Below are 15,373 nucleotides of genomic sequence, written 5' to 3'. Positions count from 1 at the left end.
GAAATTGGTAGACACGCTGGACTTAAAATCCAGTGAACAGCAATGTTCGTGCGGGTTCAAGTCCCGCTCTGAGTACTGAAAACTTCAATTGACTTTTGTTAATTGAAGTTTTTTTTTGCATAAAATTGATATCAGAGATTAATTTTATATTTTTACTTCTCTATTCCTTATATTCTACAATACTTAAAAATTATGCAAAACGTTTTTCTTAAAGAAGATTGTGACCAATTTGTGAAGAGAATCAATCATCTTAAATCAGATACACAACCGCTTTGGGGTAAAATGTCTGTAGATCAGATGTTAGCTCATTGTAATGTTACGTATGAAATGGTGTATGATGATATTCATAAGAAGCCAAATGCGTTTATGAGATTTTTATTGAAATCATTTGTTAAGGATAAAGTAGTAGATGAGACTCCTTATCCAAAAAATATACGAACAGCTCCGCAATTTATTATAAATGGTAATCGTAACTTTGAGCTTGAAAGACAAAGACTTATAGCTTATATCAATAAAACTTTAGAATTAGGAAAAGATAATTTTGAAGGAAAGGAATCTCTTTCTTTTGGAAAATTATCTTCTAAAGAATGGAATAATATGTTCGCCAAACATTTAGATCATCATTTTTCTCAGTTTGGTGTTTAATAATTTTATGGCTATGAAAGTTTATATAGTTGTTTTTTTTCTTCTTTTTGGATTATCTGCCAATGCTCAAAAAAAAGAAGTTCAGCAATGTATTGAATCATTTTTCGAAGGATTTCATCAAAGAGATTCTATAAAAATAAAATTAGTTTGTTCTGAAAAAATGATATTGCAGTCTATTAGCGAAAGCACTGCAAAAGGGAATAAATTATCTAATGAAACTGCAAATGAATTTTACAAATCCATAGCATCAATTCCCACAACTTTGAAATTTCAAGAAAAAATATTAAGTTATAATATTCAAATTGATGGATCAATGGCTCATGTTTGGGCTCCTTATGAATTTTATTTGAATGATAAGTTTAGTCATTCTGGTGTGAATACTTTTACTTTGTTTAAAGAGAAAGATTCTTGGAAAATTATTTATTTGATTGATACAAGAAGAAAATAATTAATTTTTGAGGATTTCAGTATTATAATACAAGCAAATATCATTTAGAAGACATTCTGGACATTTTGGTTTAGGTCTGCAGATTTCACGGCCTAAAAAGGAAATTGCCATTCCTATTTCTGACCAAATATTTTTAGGTAAAACTTGCATTAAATCTTTTTCTACTTTATTTCCATCTTTAGATTCTTTAATTATTCCAATTCTTGGAGCAACTCGTATTACATGTAAATCTGCAATAATTCCTTCTGCAGGTTTGCCAGTTTCTCTTAAAATTACATTTGCAGATTTTCTACCAATCCCTTTTAATGCTGTTAATCCAGCCATTGTTAGAGGAATATCCTTATCCTCTTTTATAGTTGTTGCAATATCTAAAAGCCATTGAGCTTTAGTTCCGTGATTTCGAACTTTCGATATAAAAGGTAAAAAAGTTTCTAAATCAGCTTTTGATAAACTTTTAAGTGTAGGGAACTTTTCAAACAAAGCTGGTGAAATTGAGTTAATATTGGCATCAGAATCTTGAGCAGATAAAACAACCATAACCAATAATTGATATGGATTTTGATAATCTAATGGATGTTTTTTGTTTTTGTACTTTTTTAGAATGGGTTTTAATTTAGTTTCCCAGTTTGATGTTTCTCCAAATAGATCCATTTTAATCTCTTTTAAAGTAATATTGAAATAGTTATCTATAAAGTTAATTGATTTTGATGAATTCTAGAATTTTTTTGATAACATTTTGATTTCCAAGTATTTTTCTATGTCCCAATCCATCGGTTAAAAACAAAGTTCCATTTTTAAGGTTTTCGTGAATGTGTTTACCAGCTTTTACAGATACCTCAGGGTCATCATTGTCATGGATAACTAAAACAGGAATATTAATTTTTTGAGCTGCTCTGTAAGCTGAAAAATCATCCATTTTTACTTGGTATTTTTCTTCAAAAGCATCTCTTAAACGATTGCTGATTTCTTTTTGCAAACCTAATTTAAAAGTAAATTCATCTAAAATATCTTGAACAATATCTCCACTTCCTATAATTACTGCCTTTTTTACTTGAAGCCCGTCTTTAATTGCATTTAGAACAGACATTCCACCTAAAGAGTGTCCGATTGCAATTTCAAAAGGTCCAAATTGCTTTTCTATTTCTAAAACGGAAGCAATAAACTCCGACATTATTGTTGTTTTACCTTTTGATTTTCCGTGTGCTGGCGCATCAAAGCTAACTGTGGAATACCCTTTTGCTAAAAGTTCGTCTGCAATTTTAAAAAGTTGTGTTCCTCTTCCAGACCAACCATGAACTAATAATACTTTACGTTCGCTTTGCCCATAAGTATATGTAACAACACTTTTATCAATTGCTGGAACATAAATTAATTCTTGAATGCTTTTGGCATCCATTTCTAATTCTCGTTTAGGAACTTTATGTTTTATTGGTGTTGTGAAAATCTTTGCAGCAAATTTTGTAACTAATTTTGTAGAAATAAAAGCGCAAATTTTCGCAGATATTATAATAATCTTAGGAATTTTTAATGATTTAGTAGGATTGATTGCCTTTTTTGCCATTTCAATAAAACTTATTTTAGGGAAGGATTTTGCTTGTTTTTTTGCTAAATTTAAAAAGCATAAAAGTAGTATATAAATTATTGCTTCTTATGATAATCATAAATTAATTTCTAAAATGGAAATATTTCATATTAGCGCAGAATGTTATCCTGTAGCAAAGGTTGGCGGATTAGGTGATGTTGTGGGTGCGTTGCCTAAATATCAACAATCTGCCGGTCATAATGTTAGAGTTGTAATTCCTTGTTATGACACTAAATTTAGAAAAGAAAATGATTTTGAGTGTGTTCATTGGGGTAATGTTAAATTAGGAAATTTTAATTTCCCGTTTAGTGTCTTAAAAGAGACAACAGACAAATTGGGTTTCGAACTGTATTTAATAGAAATTAATGAATTGTTTAATAGACCAAATGTGTATGGTTATGAAGATGATATCGAAAGATTTTTGTCTTTTCAGATAGCAACACTAGATTGGATAATCGCTAGAAGTGCAATTCCAGACATTGTTAATTGCCATGATCATCATACTGGTGTTATTCCGTTTATGCTGCAGTTTGCTTATAAATATGAAAGTTTAAAGAATGTAAAAACAACTATAACTATTCATAATGGTTTATATCAGGGGTGGTTTGGTTTTGATAAATTATATTATTTGCCAGAATTTAATCTAAAACATGTTGGGTTTTTAGAATGGAGCAATTCGATAAATTCATTGGCCGTTGGCATTAAATGTGCAAATGCCATAACTACTGTTTCTCCAAGCTATTTGAATGAAATTAATATATCAGCAAATGGATTAGAATCACTGTTTAATTCTGTAAGAAATAAATCGAAAGGAATTTTAAACGGAATTGACATCGAAGTTTGGAATCCTATGAAAGATCAAATGATTGCCGAAAATTATTCGATTGAAGATTTTGAAACGGGAAAAAGAAAAAATAAAGAAAAGCTATGCGAAGAATTTGAATTAGATCCGTCAAAACCATTATTTAGTTTTATTGGTCGATTGTTTGAAGAAAAAGGAGGCGATTTGCTCCCGCATGCTTCTGCTTTGGCATTGTCTGAACATTTCGAAGAAATTAATATTTTGATTTTAGGTTCAGGAAATGCGGAAATTGAATCACAGTTAACTCAACTGCGAAATGATTATAAAGGAAATTACAATGTTTTTATAGGTTATAATGAAGATTTAGCGCATTTGATTTATGCAGGTTCAGATTATATTTTAATGCCTTCTAGGGTTGAACCATGCGGGTTAAATCAAATGTATGCTATGCGTTACGGAACTATTCCGATTGTTAGAAGAACTGGAGGGTTAAGAGACACGGTTGTTGATTTTGGAGATGATGGAAATGGCATTTGTCATGATCAGGCTTCGGTAGCAGATATATGCTATTCAATAAATCGTGCTGTTAGGTTGTATGAGGATAAAATAAATTTCAATAAAGTTTTAACGAAAGGAATGTCAGCAGATCATTCCTGGGAAAGTGTTTGCCAAGAATATATCGAAATATACAACTTAATAATTCAGCAAAATGAAATTTAAAAAGAAAAATGTAGTTGCCATTATTTTAGGAGGTGGACAGGGTTCACGTTTATTTCCATTGACAGAAACAAGATCAAAGCCGGCAGTTCCTATTGGAGGAAAGTACCGTTTGGTCGATATTCCGATTTCGAATTGTATTAATTCTGATATTTTTAAAATATTTGTATTGACACAATTTAATTCTGCATCTCTAAATGCTCATATTAAAAACACTTTTAATTTTAGTATTTTTAGCCAATCTTTCGTTGATATTTTAGCTGCAGAACAAACTCCTGATAATCCGACTTGGTTTCAGGGAACTGCTGATGCAGTAAGACAATGTATGTCACATTTTTTAAAGCACGATTTTGACCACGCTTTAATTCTTTCTGGAGATCAGTTGTATCAAATGGATTTTAATGAAATGCTTGAAGCGCATATCGCAGCTGATGCTGAAATTTCTATTGCAACTTTACCAGTAAATGCCAAAGATGCTCCAGAATTTGGTATTCTTAAAACAGATCATGAAAACAACATTCATGCGTTTATAGAAAAACCTCATGCTTCTTTATTGCCAGAATGGGAATCTGAAGTGAGTGAGCAAATGCAAGAAAAGGGGAAAAAGTATCTTGCTTCGATGGGAATTTATATTTTCAATAAACCATTGCTAGAAGAATTAATGGCTGACCAAGAAACGAAAGATTTTGGAAAAGAAATTATTCCGCAAGCTGTTGGGAAGCATAAAATCTTAAGTTATCAATATGAAGGATATTGGACAGATATTGGGAATATAGAATCATTTTTTGAAGCAAATATTGGTTTAACTGCAGATATTCCAGAATTTAATTTATTTGATAACGAAAACAAAATCTTTACTAGACCAAGATTATTGCCTCCTTCTAAATTTAGAAATTCGATTATCAATCAATCTTTAATTTCTGAAGGCTGTATTATTAATGCAAAAGAAATTAAAAGCTCTGTAATTGGTATTCGTTCTAGAATTGGCGAAGGAACTGTTTTGGAGAACTGTTACGTAATGGGTAATGATTTCTATCAGGATCTAGAAGAATTAAATCATGAAAGCAGTATTAATAAAATTCATGTTGGTATAGGAGAGAATTGTTATATCAAAAATGCTTTGGTTGATAAAAATGTTCGTATTGGAAACAATGTGCATATTTCAGGAGGAAAGCATTTAGACAATTTTACTAATGAATTGTACAGCATAAAAGACGGAATTGTTGTTGTCAAAAAAGGAGTAACATTATCTGATAATTTTAGAATTGAATAATCTAAATTAAGTTCCAATAAAAATTCCGATCGCTATCGGGAACACCTTCAATTGTCTTAAAAAATAAATATGACTAAAGCAATCGCACACTCTCTTTTTACCGATTTTGATATAGATTTATTCAAAGCAGGGAAACATTTCAGATTATATGAAAAACTTGGAGCTCATTTAATTGAAGTGAACGGAGTTAAAGGCGTTTATTTTGCTGTTTGGGCTCCAACGGCTCAAGCTGTTTCTGTAATTGGTGATTTTAATTATTGGACACAAGGTGAACATAGTTTAAATGTTCGCTGGGATTCTTCTGGAATTTGGGAAGGGTTTATTCCAGATATTTCAAAAGGAGCACTTTATAAATACAAAATTCAATCTAATATAAATGGCGTAGTTACCGAAAAAGCCGATCCCTTTGCACGTTATTGCGAAAAACCGCCTCATACGGCATCTGTAGTTTGGGACTTGGATTATAAATGGAAAGATGATAATTGGATGCAAAATCGTCAGGATTTTAATGCTCTAGACAAACCCTATTCGGTTTATGAAGTGCATTTAGGTTCTTGGAAACGAGGAGATCATAATCGATTTTTAACTTATCTTGAACTTGCAGATGATTTAGTAAAATATGTAAAGGAAACTGGTTTTACACATGTTGAGTTTATGCCAATTATGGAGTATCCTTACGATCCTTCATGGGGATATCAATTAACAGGATACTTTGCGCCAACTTCTCGCTTTGGGAAACCGCAAGATTTTATGGTCTTGGTAGATAAATTACATCAGAAAGGAATTGGTGTAATTCTAGATTGGGTTCCATCACATTTTCCAGATGATGCGCATGGTTTAGGATTTTTTGACGGCTCGCATTTATACGAACATCCAGATAGAAGAAAAGGATATCATCCAGATTGGAAAAGTTTAGTTTTTAATTATGGAAGAAATGAAGTTCGAGCTTTCTTAATAAGTAATGCTGTTTTTTGGCTTCAGAATTATCACATTGATGGACTTCGTGTTGATGCTGTTGCTTCGATGCTTTATTTAGATTATTCTCGAAAAGATGGTGAGTGGGAAGCTAATATTTTTGGAGGGAGAGAAAATTTAGACTCAATTAGTTTTCTTAAAGAATTTAATGAAGTAATCTATTCTAATTTTGATGGTATTCAGACTATTGCAGAAGAGAGTACTTCATTTCCTATGGTTTCAAGACCCACTTCTTTTGGAGGTTTAGGTTTTGGAATGAAATGGATGATGGGTTGGATGCATGATACTTTAAAATATTTCGAGAAAGAGACAGTTTATAGAAAATACCACCAAAATGAATTGACTTTTTCTATGACATATGCGTTTACTGAAAATTTCATGCTTCCATTTTCTCATGACGAAGTGGTTTATGGCAAAAAATCTCTGATTTATAAAATGCCTGGAGACGAATGGCAACGTTTTGCAAATTTAAGATTGTTGTATGGTTACATGTTTACGCATCCTGGAACAAAATTGCTCTTTATGGGTGCTGAATTCGGTCAAACAGGGGAGTGGAATTTCGAACAAAGTTTGGACTGGCATTTGTTACAATATGACTATCATTCTGGAATAAAGAGATTGATTACCGATTTAAATCAATTGTATAAATCACAGCCTGCTTTGTATGAGAAACAATTTACTGGAGACGGTTTTGAATGGATCAATTATTCCGATCATCAAAATGCTGTTTTGTCTTATATCCGAAAAGGAAATAATCCAGATGATAATATTATTGTAGTGTGCAATTTTACTCAAGTTGTTCGAGAAAATTATAGAATTGGTATTCCTAGAAAAGGCAAACTGCAAGAAATTTTTAATAGCGATGCCAAAATATATGGAGGAAGTGGTATAGAAAATTCTAAAATTCTAAAAATAGATTCAATATCGTATGATGGAAGAGATTTTTCTGCCGAACTAGTTTTGCCGCCTTTGAGTGTTACTGTATATATTTTAGTTTAATTTAAAATCTTGAAGTAAGATTTTGTTATTATATCGTTTCAAAATTATCAAATTGTTGATTTTTTGTTTGGTAATTTGTAACTCATTCAGAAAAAACGTTTTCGTGAATAAACCTTTTATTCATAGGGTGTTACGGACTTTTTTTGTATGTTTGAATGAAAGAAAATGTTATAAATTAATTCATTGGAGATATGATTACAAACACATCATTAGAATACAAAGGCGATTTATATCCATCAAAAATTGTCTCGTATGAACATGAAGGAGATTCTATTTTCTTTAATACGGATAATAAGGTAATTTTAAAAGTTACTATTCTTCGTGATAGTTTAATTCGATTTCGTTTTACTACAAAAGGCTATTTCAGCAACGATTTTTCATATGCCATTGATAAAACACAACTTCATGGCTACAACTTTTTGGAAGTTACTGAAGAAGAAACCTACTTTCAAATTAGAACTAGTAAAGTTAAATGTAAAATTCAGAAAGCAGATCTTCGTCTTGCGATTTACGATTTAAATGATTTTCTAATTCTTGAAGATGAACTTGGTTTTCATTGGGAAGAAAGCTACGAATATGGCGGGAATATTGTAAAAATGAGCAAATTCGCTAAAGATGGCGAATGTTATTACGGTTTAGGCGATAAAGCCACTCAAATGAATCTTAAAGGCAAAAGAGTAGAAAATTTTGCTACAGATCAATATGCTTACCAGAAAGATCAAGAACCGTTATATAAAGTGGTTCCTTTTTATATTGGACTTCATAACAAACAGTCTTATGGTATATTTTTCGATAATACTTTCAGAACTTTCTTTGATTTTTGTCAAGAAAGAAGAAATGTTACTAGTTTCTGGGCTGAAGGTGGCGAAATGAACTATTATTTTGTTTATGGTCCTCAAATGCAGGACGTTGTTACCACTTATACCGATTTAACAGGTAAACCAGAATTACCGCCACTTTGGGTTTTAGGATACCATCAATGCAAATGGAGTTATTATCCTGAAAGCAAGGTTAAAGAAATTACATCAAAATTTAGAGAGCTTCAGATTCCTTGTGATGCCATTTATTTGGATATCGATTATATGGATGGGTTTAGATGCTTTACTTGGAATAAAAACTATTTTCGCGATCCAAAAAGAATGGTTTCTGAATTAGCAGAAGATGGTTTTAAAACTATTGTAATTATTGATCCAGGAATTAAAATTGATAAAGATTACTGGGTTTATAAAGAAGCTTTAGAAAAAGATTATTTCTGTAAAAGAGCCGACGGTCCTTATATGAAAGGAAAAGTTTGGCCAGGAGAATGTAATTTTCCTGATTATACAAATCCCATAGTTAGAGAATGGTGGGCTGGTTTATTTAAAGAATTAATTGCAGAAATTGGAGTAAAAGGAGTTTGGAATGATATGAATGAACCAGCTGTTATGGAGGTTCCTAATAAAACATTTCCGATGGATGTTCGTCATGTTTACGATGGAAATCCTTGTAGCCATAGAAAAGCTCATAATATTTATGGAACTCAAATGGCGAGAGCCACTTATCATGGTGTAAAGCGATTTGCATATCCAAAACGTCCGTTTGTCATTACAAGATCGGCTTATGCTGGCGCGCAGCGCTATACATCATCATGGACTGGGGATAATGTAGCCACTTGGGAACATTTATGGATTGCAAATATTCAGGTTCAGAGATTATCTATTTCTGGAATGGGATTTACAGGCTCAGATATTGGTGGCTTTGCCGAACAGCCAACAGGAGAATTGTACGCACGTTGGATTCAATTAGGTGTTTTTCACCCTTTCTGCAGAACTCATTCTTCTGGAGATCACGGAAATCAAGAACCTTGGGCTTTTGATGAAGAAGTAATTAATATTACTAGAAAATTTGTGAGTCTTCGTTACCAATTACTGCCTTATTTGTACACTATGTTTTGGCAATATATTGAAGAGGGAGTTCCTATGCTAAAACCACTGGTTTATTATGATCAAGATGATACGCAAACACATTATCGCAACGACGAGTTTATCTTTGGAAACCAGATTTTAGTCTGCCCTATACTTGAACCTAATGCTGTAGGTAGACGTATGTATATTCCTAGAGGTGAATGGTATAACTATTGGACAAATGAATTGTTTGTCGGAGGAAGAGAAATTTGGATTGATACCAAATTTGATGAGATTCCTGTCTTTGTAAAAGCTGGAGCAATTATTCCAAAATATCCTGTTCAACAGTATGTAGGCGAATTAGAATTTGATGAATTAACGTTGGATGTTTACTATAAAAACGGTAAAGAACAGTCGGCTGTATATGAAGATGCTCAAGATGGTTACGATTACAAAAAAGGACGTTACAGTTATTTGTCGTTACGAAATGTTGGAAAAGAAAAGGAATTGATTATTCAACTTCATAAAGAAGGGAAGTATATAACTCCTTACACTAAATATAAAATCAATCTTATCGGATTGCCTTTTAAAGTTGCAGAAATAGAAATTGACAACGAAAAGATTGAATTTGACAAAATTAGTTTTGAGCAAAATAATTTCTTAATAGTTGATAAAGAGTTTAATGAACTTCATATTGTTGGCGAATAGTTAAATTTTGATATTTTTTTATTTTAATGTATAAAATATTTTATTTTTTTTAATCGTATTTTTGTTATAAAAATAGCTCGAATTATGAAAAAATATATGTTTTTAGGGGTTTTTGGGGCGCTTGTTATGGCTTGCGCGACAAATCCAATTACTGGAAAACAAAATTTGAATTTTGTTTCAAACAGCGAATTGTTTCCAACTTCTTTTCAGCAATACAGTACTTTTTTGTCTGAAAATAAAGTTATTACAGGAACGGCAGATGCAAAACTTGTTGAAAATGTTGGATTTAAAATTAAGGCTGCTGCCGAAAAGTATCTAACATATTTAGGACAGTCACAGTATTTAAAAGATTATCGCTGGGAATATAAATTGGTTGATAATAAAGAAGTTAATGCTTGGTGTTTGCCAGGAGGTAAAATTGTGGTTTATTCAGGGATATTACCTGTTACACAAAATGAATCTGGTTTGGCAACAGTTATGGGGCACGAGGTTTCGCACGCTTTAGCCAATCACGGAGCACAAAGAATGAGCGCTGCGCAACTTCAGCAAATTGGAGGAGCCGTTTTAGATGCTGCTACAACAAATAAATCTGCACAAACAAGAGAAATATTTTCACAAGCTTATGGAATGGGAACTGAGGTAGGAGTAATGCTTCCTTTTAGCAGAAGCAACGAAAGCGAAGCAGATAAAATTGGTTTGACATTGATGGCAATTGCAGGCTATAATCCTGATGATGCAGTTGCATTTTGGACAAGAATGTCGGCAAAATCAGGCGGTTCTTCGACTCCAGAATTCATGAGTACTCACCCTTCTGATGCTACAAGGATTGCAAATATTAAAGCTTTAATTCCAGAAGCAAAAGCAATTGCGCTAAAAGTAGGAACTATTAAATAAAATATATTTTTTGAACATCAAGAAAAGCTATTCATAACGAATAGCTTTTTTGTTTATAATTTATTAATGAACGAATTGGATAATTTCTATCTGATTATGATAAAAATTAGATAAATTCGTAGCCTATTAACAAAACCATTTCTATGAAAAACCTACAAAAAGGAGATAAGAAGCTTTTAAATGCTTGGGCATTTTATGATTGGGCAAACTCTGTTTATACTTTGACAATTGCTTCTGCTGTTTTTCCAATTTTTTACGAAGCTTTATTCAGTGATCGCGATCATTACATCGATGTTTTCGGAATGCATCTTAAAAATTCAGCTTTAATTAGTTTTATTACAGCTTTTGCTTTTATGGTGGTTTCGTTTATTTCTCCATTATTATCAGGAATCGCAGATTACGTTGGAAACAAAAAGTCATTTATGAAGTTCTTTTGTTACGTAGGAGCTTTATCTTGCATGGGATTATATTGGTTTGACTTAGAAAATATTTATGTTGGACTTTTGTTTTATTTCCTTGGATTGCTAGGTTATTGGGGAAGTTTAGTTTTCTATAACTCATATCTTCCAGATATTGCTTTTGAGGAACAGCAGGACAGAATTAGTGCAAAAGGTTATTCTTTAGGGTATATTGGAAGTGTTATTTTGTTGATCATCAATTTGGCCATGATTATGAAACCAAAACTTTTTGGTATTTCAGGAACAGATGGTGAAGCAGCAATGAAAGCCATGCGTTATTCTTTTGTAATGGTTGGAGTATGGTGGATTTTATTTAGCCAGTACACTTATTATTATTTGCCAAAAGGGAGTAAAGAATCGGGCCAAAAATTAACAAAATCTGTTGTATTTAATGGTTTCAAAGAATTAAAAAAGGTTTGGGCGTTATTACAGGAAAATATTCCTTTGAAACGATATTTGGGAGGTTTCTTCGTTTCTAGTATGGCAGTTCAAACGGTAATGTTGGTCGCTACTTATTTTGGCGCACAAGAAATACAGTGGGAAAGCAAAGAACAAAGTACAATTGGTTTAATTGTTTGTATATTAATCATTCAGTTAGTTGCTGTTGTTGGAGCTATATTAACTTCTAGGGCTTCAGAGAAATTCGGAAACGTTCCAACCTTAATATTTATTAATGGTATTTGGGCAGTATTTTGTGCGCTTGCGTATTTTATTACTTTGCCAACCCATTTCTATGTCATGGCTACTATCGCCGGATTTGTAATGGGAGGAATACAAGCATTATCTCGCTCAACCTATTCGAAATTATTGCCAGATACCGAAGATACAGCATCGTTTTTTAGTTTCTATGATGTTGCAGAAAAAATAGGAATCGTGATAGGAATGTGTGTTTACGGAATTATCGATCAAATTACAGGAAGTCCGCGTGCTGCAATTGTAATTTTGGCAATTTTCTTCGTTTCATCAATATTTCTGTTAAGAAGAGTACATAAAAAAGACGTTTCAAACTAATTGAAACGCCTTTTTATAAAACCAATATCACGAATTGCAAGGATTATTTTGATTGATGATTTTTTTTGTAACTCGTGATATTTTTTTGAATAGTTAGCTTTTTGAAATAGTTCCTGATCCAGAAACTTTAGTATCTTTTTTTTCAGGATTTCCAACATATCTAATATTTCCAGAACCAGAAACTCTAGCCGTTAAGCTTTCGTCGCAAGCAACTTTACTGTTTCCAGATCCCGAAACATTAGCCTCAACAACCTTCGATTTTAAATCGGCAGCATTAATATCTCCAGAACCAGAAAGTTTAGCTGAGAAATTAGTAGCAGTTCCTTTTAAACGTACATTTCCTGATCCGCTTACGTTCAGTTCTAAATTATTGGTATCAACCGGTAAAGTAAAATTTCCAGAGCCAGATAATTTGATTGAAAACTTATCATTTTTGATCACATCTTTTGATTGAATATCACCAGATCCTGCTAAGCTTAATTCAGAGATTTTTTCAAATGGAACGGTAACTTGAATTTTACCTGAACTTGTACGTATTTGAGTACCTTTCTCCACATAAATTTTTAATGAATTTTCTTCAACTTCGACTTTGATAACAGCTAATAAATTTTCTTCTCCTTTGATAGTGATTTTCCCCTCTTTTCCAGACACTAAGTCCACATCAAAAGAACCTGCTACTTTAATACCATCGTAATCTCCAGTAGATCTTGTTTCAGTAACTATCTTTCCGTTACCTTGTACTTTGTTTTGTGCATTAACTGTGCTATTTGTAAAAAAAATAGCTAGCGCTAATAATAAAATTGATTTTTTCATTGTTTTGATTTTTAGATGATTAATTTTTTGTTAGCGAAATATTTCCGTAGTTCGAATTTATATTGATTTTATTCTGACCTTTTTTCTTGTAGAAACCTGCAATTCTTTTGTTGTTGCTTTTAATCTCAGTAACAGAAACTTCTAATGAATTATCATGTTTAATGTTTGAATATCTTGCAGAAATATCAAAATCAAAAGCATAATTGGGAACATAACCAATTGTAATGTCTGTATATCCTGAGTTTATTGTGATATTTCCAGCTTTTTCTGTTACTGTTCCGATACTGATTTTACTGTAATTGGTATCGTAACTAAAGTTGCTTGAAATTTCTCCAATAATAAAAGTCAAATAGTTTCCTGAACCACTCAAAGAATTGATTTTTTGAAATTTAAAAGTTCCATAGCTGCAATCAGCTTTAATATTCTGACCATCATTTAGATTAACATCTGTATAGTTTGCACTTAGATTCAAATTGCCAGAATCATTAATCTTAAGATTAGAATATCGAGCATCAATATTTCCTGTTTTAATGTAATCTATACTTGAATTTTGGCAATATTGAATAGAGATTTGATTGTTTGATCCGTTTAGTTTGCCTAAAGCAACTTTTCCGTACTTGCAGTCAATATCTGTAGAAGATTCTGCATTTGGAACCGAAATATTACCGTATTTATTGACCAATTTCATAGATCCATTTTTTGGAATTTTAATCACATAATTGATCTCAAAACTATTATTACTTCCTTTACTTTTAACATTAGAGCTTCCAAGTTTTGTCAAAGCAGAAACCAATCCCTTAAGAGCAGTAATATCAACGTCTATACTATTTAAACGTTCATTTACCCAATTTTCATTTGGTCCATTTACTTTTATAGTAATATCCAAATCAATTTTGTCTTCGTCCCAAGTTGTAACCGTTATGCTTCCGTATTTGTTGTCAACATCTATTCCTGCATTTGAATTGACGATATAAGTTTTTTTGATGTTTTTTTGTTTAGTGATATAAGTGTCATCGTTTGAAAACCCTAATAAAGGAATCAAAAGAAACAAGATTAGTAAGTTATAGTGTTTTTTCATTAGAGTTGTTTTTTAGTTTTTCGTTGTCTTCAATTCTTTTCAGAACGGTTTGCAAAAAAGAAATACGCGTTTGAAGATTGCTAATCATGGCATATATAATTTGTTTGTTCTCACCATTTTTTTGCAGTTCATTTATAATTTTTTGATAATCAGCATCAAAAGTTTTCATCTGATTCATCGCATCATTAATAATCTGCTGATTTTCTGGCGAATTTTTCTCTTTCAGTTTAACCAGTTCGTTGTCAATTAGAATATTGAAAATAGAATCGGTGCGTTTAGTTTCTTTAGAAGCAAATTTGAATTCTTTTGGTTTTTCATTTTTATAAAAAAGCGATACTCCAAGCATCAATACGATCGAAGCGACAATAGCAGTTGCGAACCAATATCTTTTCTTAGGCTCTTTTTTATTTAATTTTTGTAGAAAATCGACCTGATGATCAGAATTTAATTCCTGAATATCCCATTGGTTTTCAAATCTGTTGAATAATTCGTCTAAATTGTCTTTTTCATTTTTCATAATTCCAATTCATTTTATATCTCTTCCAATTTTTTTCTCAAACTGTCTTTGGCTCTGCTCAAGGTTGTTCTGCAATTTGCATATGTGATGTTTAAAATTTCGCAGATTTCTTCTTGATCATAACCTTCAATGTAAAAAAGCGTCAATACCATTCTGTAATTATCTTTCAGCTGTAAAATGGTATCTAAAACTTGTTTTACTTTAAGTGAGTTCAAGTCAATGTTTTCAGAAATAATTCCATCATTTTCTTCAATTTTATAAAGTTGTTTACTTAAATCTTCTACCTGAAAAGAGTTGTTTTTCTTGTAAAAATCGATGCTATAATTGATGATTATTTTTTTTAACCATGCGCCAAAAGCCACTTCTTGTTTATAGTCATTGATTTTTGTAAAAGCTTTTAAGAAACCTTCCTGCATGACGTCTTGTGCAAAATGTTCGTCTTTTACAATACGAAAAGCCACATTATACATCGCTTTACAATAGCGATTGTATATTTCAAATTGCGCTTTTTGATTGTTGTCTTTACAAAGCGCAATTAGTTCTTCGATATTTTGGTTGTTTATATTCAAG

The 15,373-nt window shown here is 31.8% G+C and carries 14 protein-coding genes; 8 read left to right on the top strand and 6 right to left on the bottom strand.

What is annotated here, in order from left to right; genetic code table 11:
- The first annotated feature begins 192 nt into the window (after window positions 1–192).
- Window positions 193–645, top strand: coding sequence for a DUF1569 domain-containing protein (locus tag AC1Q5Z_RS06860; protein WP_198855537.1), 453 nt, complete (start codon window positions 193–195; stop codon window positions 643–645).
- A 7-nt stretch (window positions 646–652) separates the two neighbouring features.
- The gene (locus tag AC1Q5Z_RS06855) at window positions 653–1,093 is read left to right on the top strand and encodes a nuclear transport factor 2 family protein (protein ID WP_492444119.1); all 441 of its coding nucleotides are present in this window, start codon (window positions 653–655) and stop codon (window positions 1,091–1,093) included.
- On the opposite strand, the gene AC1Q5Z_RS06850 is transcribed toward AC1Q5Z_RS06855, so the two are convergent.
- A complete protein-coding gene (locus AC1Q5Z_RS06850) occupies window positions 1,094–1,744 on the bottom strand; it encodes an endonuclease III domain-containing protein (protein WP_492444118.1) in 651 nt (216 codons plus the stop codon).
- A 43-nt stretch (window positions 1,745–1,787) separates the two neighbouring features.
- Window positions 1,788–2,654 (bottom strand): alpha/beta hydrolase, encoded by an 867-nt coding sequence (locus tag AC1Q5Z_RS06845; RefSeq protein WP_492444117.1) that lies wholly within the window; start codon window positions 2,652–2,654, stop codon window positions 1,788–1,790.
- A 115-nt stretch (window positions 2,655–2,769) separates the two neighbouring features.
- On the opposite strand from AC1Q5Z_RS06845, the gene AC1Q5Z_RS06840 reads away from it, so the two are divergent.
- The 6 genes from AC1Q5Z_RS06840 (at window position 2,770) to AC1Q5Z_RS06815 (ending at window position 12,395) form a co-directional block, all read left to right on the top strand.
- Window positions 2,770–4,197 carry a glycogen synthase gene (locus AC1Q5Z_RS06840; RefSeq protein WP_198855541.1) on the top strand — a complete coding sequence of 476 codons (1,428 nt, stop codon included), beginning with the start codon at window positions 2,770–2,772 and terminating at the stop codon, window positions 4,195–4,197.
- On the top strand, window positions 4,187–5,467 hold the full coding sequence (locus tag AC1Q5Z_RS06835) for a glucose-1-phosphate adenylyltransferase (RefSeq protein ID WP_198855542.1): 1,281 nt from the start codon (window positions 4,187–4,189) through the stop codon (window positions 5,465–5,467). The genes AC1Q5Z_RS06840 and AC1Q5Z_RS06835 overlap by 11 nt, the downstream gene beginning before the upstream one ends.
- A gap of 69 nt (window positions 5,468–5,536) precedes the next feature.
- Window positions 5,537–7,441 (top strand): 1,4-alpha-glucan branching protein GlgB, encoded by a 1,905-nt coding sequence (gene glgB / locus AC1Q5Z_RS06830; RefSeq protein WP_492444116.1) that lies wholly within the window; start codon window positions 5,537–5,539, stop codon window positions 7,439–7,441.
- Between the two features lie 191 nt (window positions 7,442–7,632).
- A complete protein-coding gene (locus tag AC1Q5Z_RS06825) occupies window positions 7,633–10,032 on the top strand; it encodes a glycoside hydrolase family 31 protein (protein WP_492444115.1) in 2,400 nt (799 codons plus the stop codon).
- Window positions 10,033–10,116: 84 nt separating this feature from the next.
- Window positions 10,117–10,926, top strand: coding sequence for a M48 family metallopeptidase (locus AC1Q5Z_RS06820; RefSeq protein WP_286968632.1), 810 nt, complete (start codon window positions 10,117–10,119; stop codon window positions 10,924–10,926).
- Window positions 10,927–11,069: 143 nt separating this feature from the next.
- Window positions 11,070–12,395 (top strand): MFS transporter, encoded by a 1,326-nt coding sequence (locus tag AC1Q5Z_RS06815; RefSeq protein WP_492444114.1) that lies wholly within the window; start codon window positions 11,070–11,072, stop codon window positions 12,393–12,395.
- Between the two features lie 93 nt (window positions 12,396–12,488).
- Here AC1Q5Z_RS06815 and AC1Q5Z_RS06810 read toward each other — a convergent pair whose 3' ends face one another.
- The 4 genes from AC1Q5Z_RS06810 to AC1Q5Z_RS06795 are packed head-to-tail and all read right to left on the bottom strand — an operon-like array spanning window position 12,489 to window position 15,372.
- Window positions 12,489–13,208, bottom strand: a complete 720-nt coding sequence (locus AC1Q5Z_RS06810; protein ID WP_492444113.1) for a head GIN domain-containing protein — start codon at window positions 13,206–13,208, stop codon at window positions 12,489–12,491.
- A gap of 19 nt (window positions 13,209–13,227) precedes the next feature.
- Window positions 13,228–14,286 carry a hypothetical protein gene (locus tag AC1Q5Z_RS06805; RefSeq protein ID WP_343589831.1) on the bottom strand — a complete coding sequence of 353 codons (1,059 nt, stop codon included), beginning with the start codon at window positions 14,284–14,286 and terminating at the stop codon, window positions 13,228–13,230.
- Window positions 14,270–14,803 carry an anti-sigma factor gene (locus AC1Q5Z_RS06800; RefSeq protein WP_343589829.1) on the bottom strand — a complete coding sequence of 178 codons (534 nt, stop codon included), beginning with the start codon at window positions 14,801–14,803 and terminating at the stop codon, window positions 14,270–14,272. Before AC1Q5Z_RS06800 ends, AC1Q5Z_RS06805 begins: the two co-directional genes overlap by 17 nt.
- A gap of 14 nt (window positions 14,804–14,817) precedes the next feature.
- On the bottom strand, window positions 14,818–15,372 hold the full coding sequence (locus tag AC1Q5Z_RS06795) for an RNA polymerase sigma factor (RefSeq protein WP_198855550.1): 555 nt from the start codon (window positions 15,370–15,372) through the stop codon (window positions 14,818–14,820).
- Window position 15,373: the final 1 nt, after the last annotated feature.

The sequence above is a fragment of the Flavobacterium sp. GW823-FHT06G12 genome (assembly GCF_058794775.1).
This window is presented reverse-complemented; position numbering and strand designations above follow the sequence as displayed.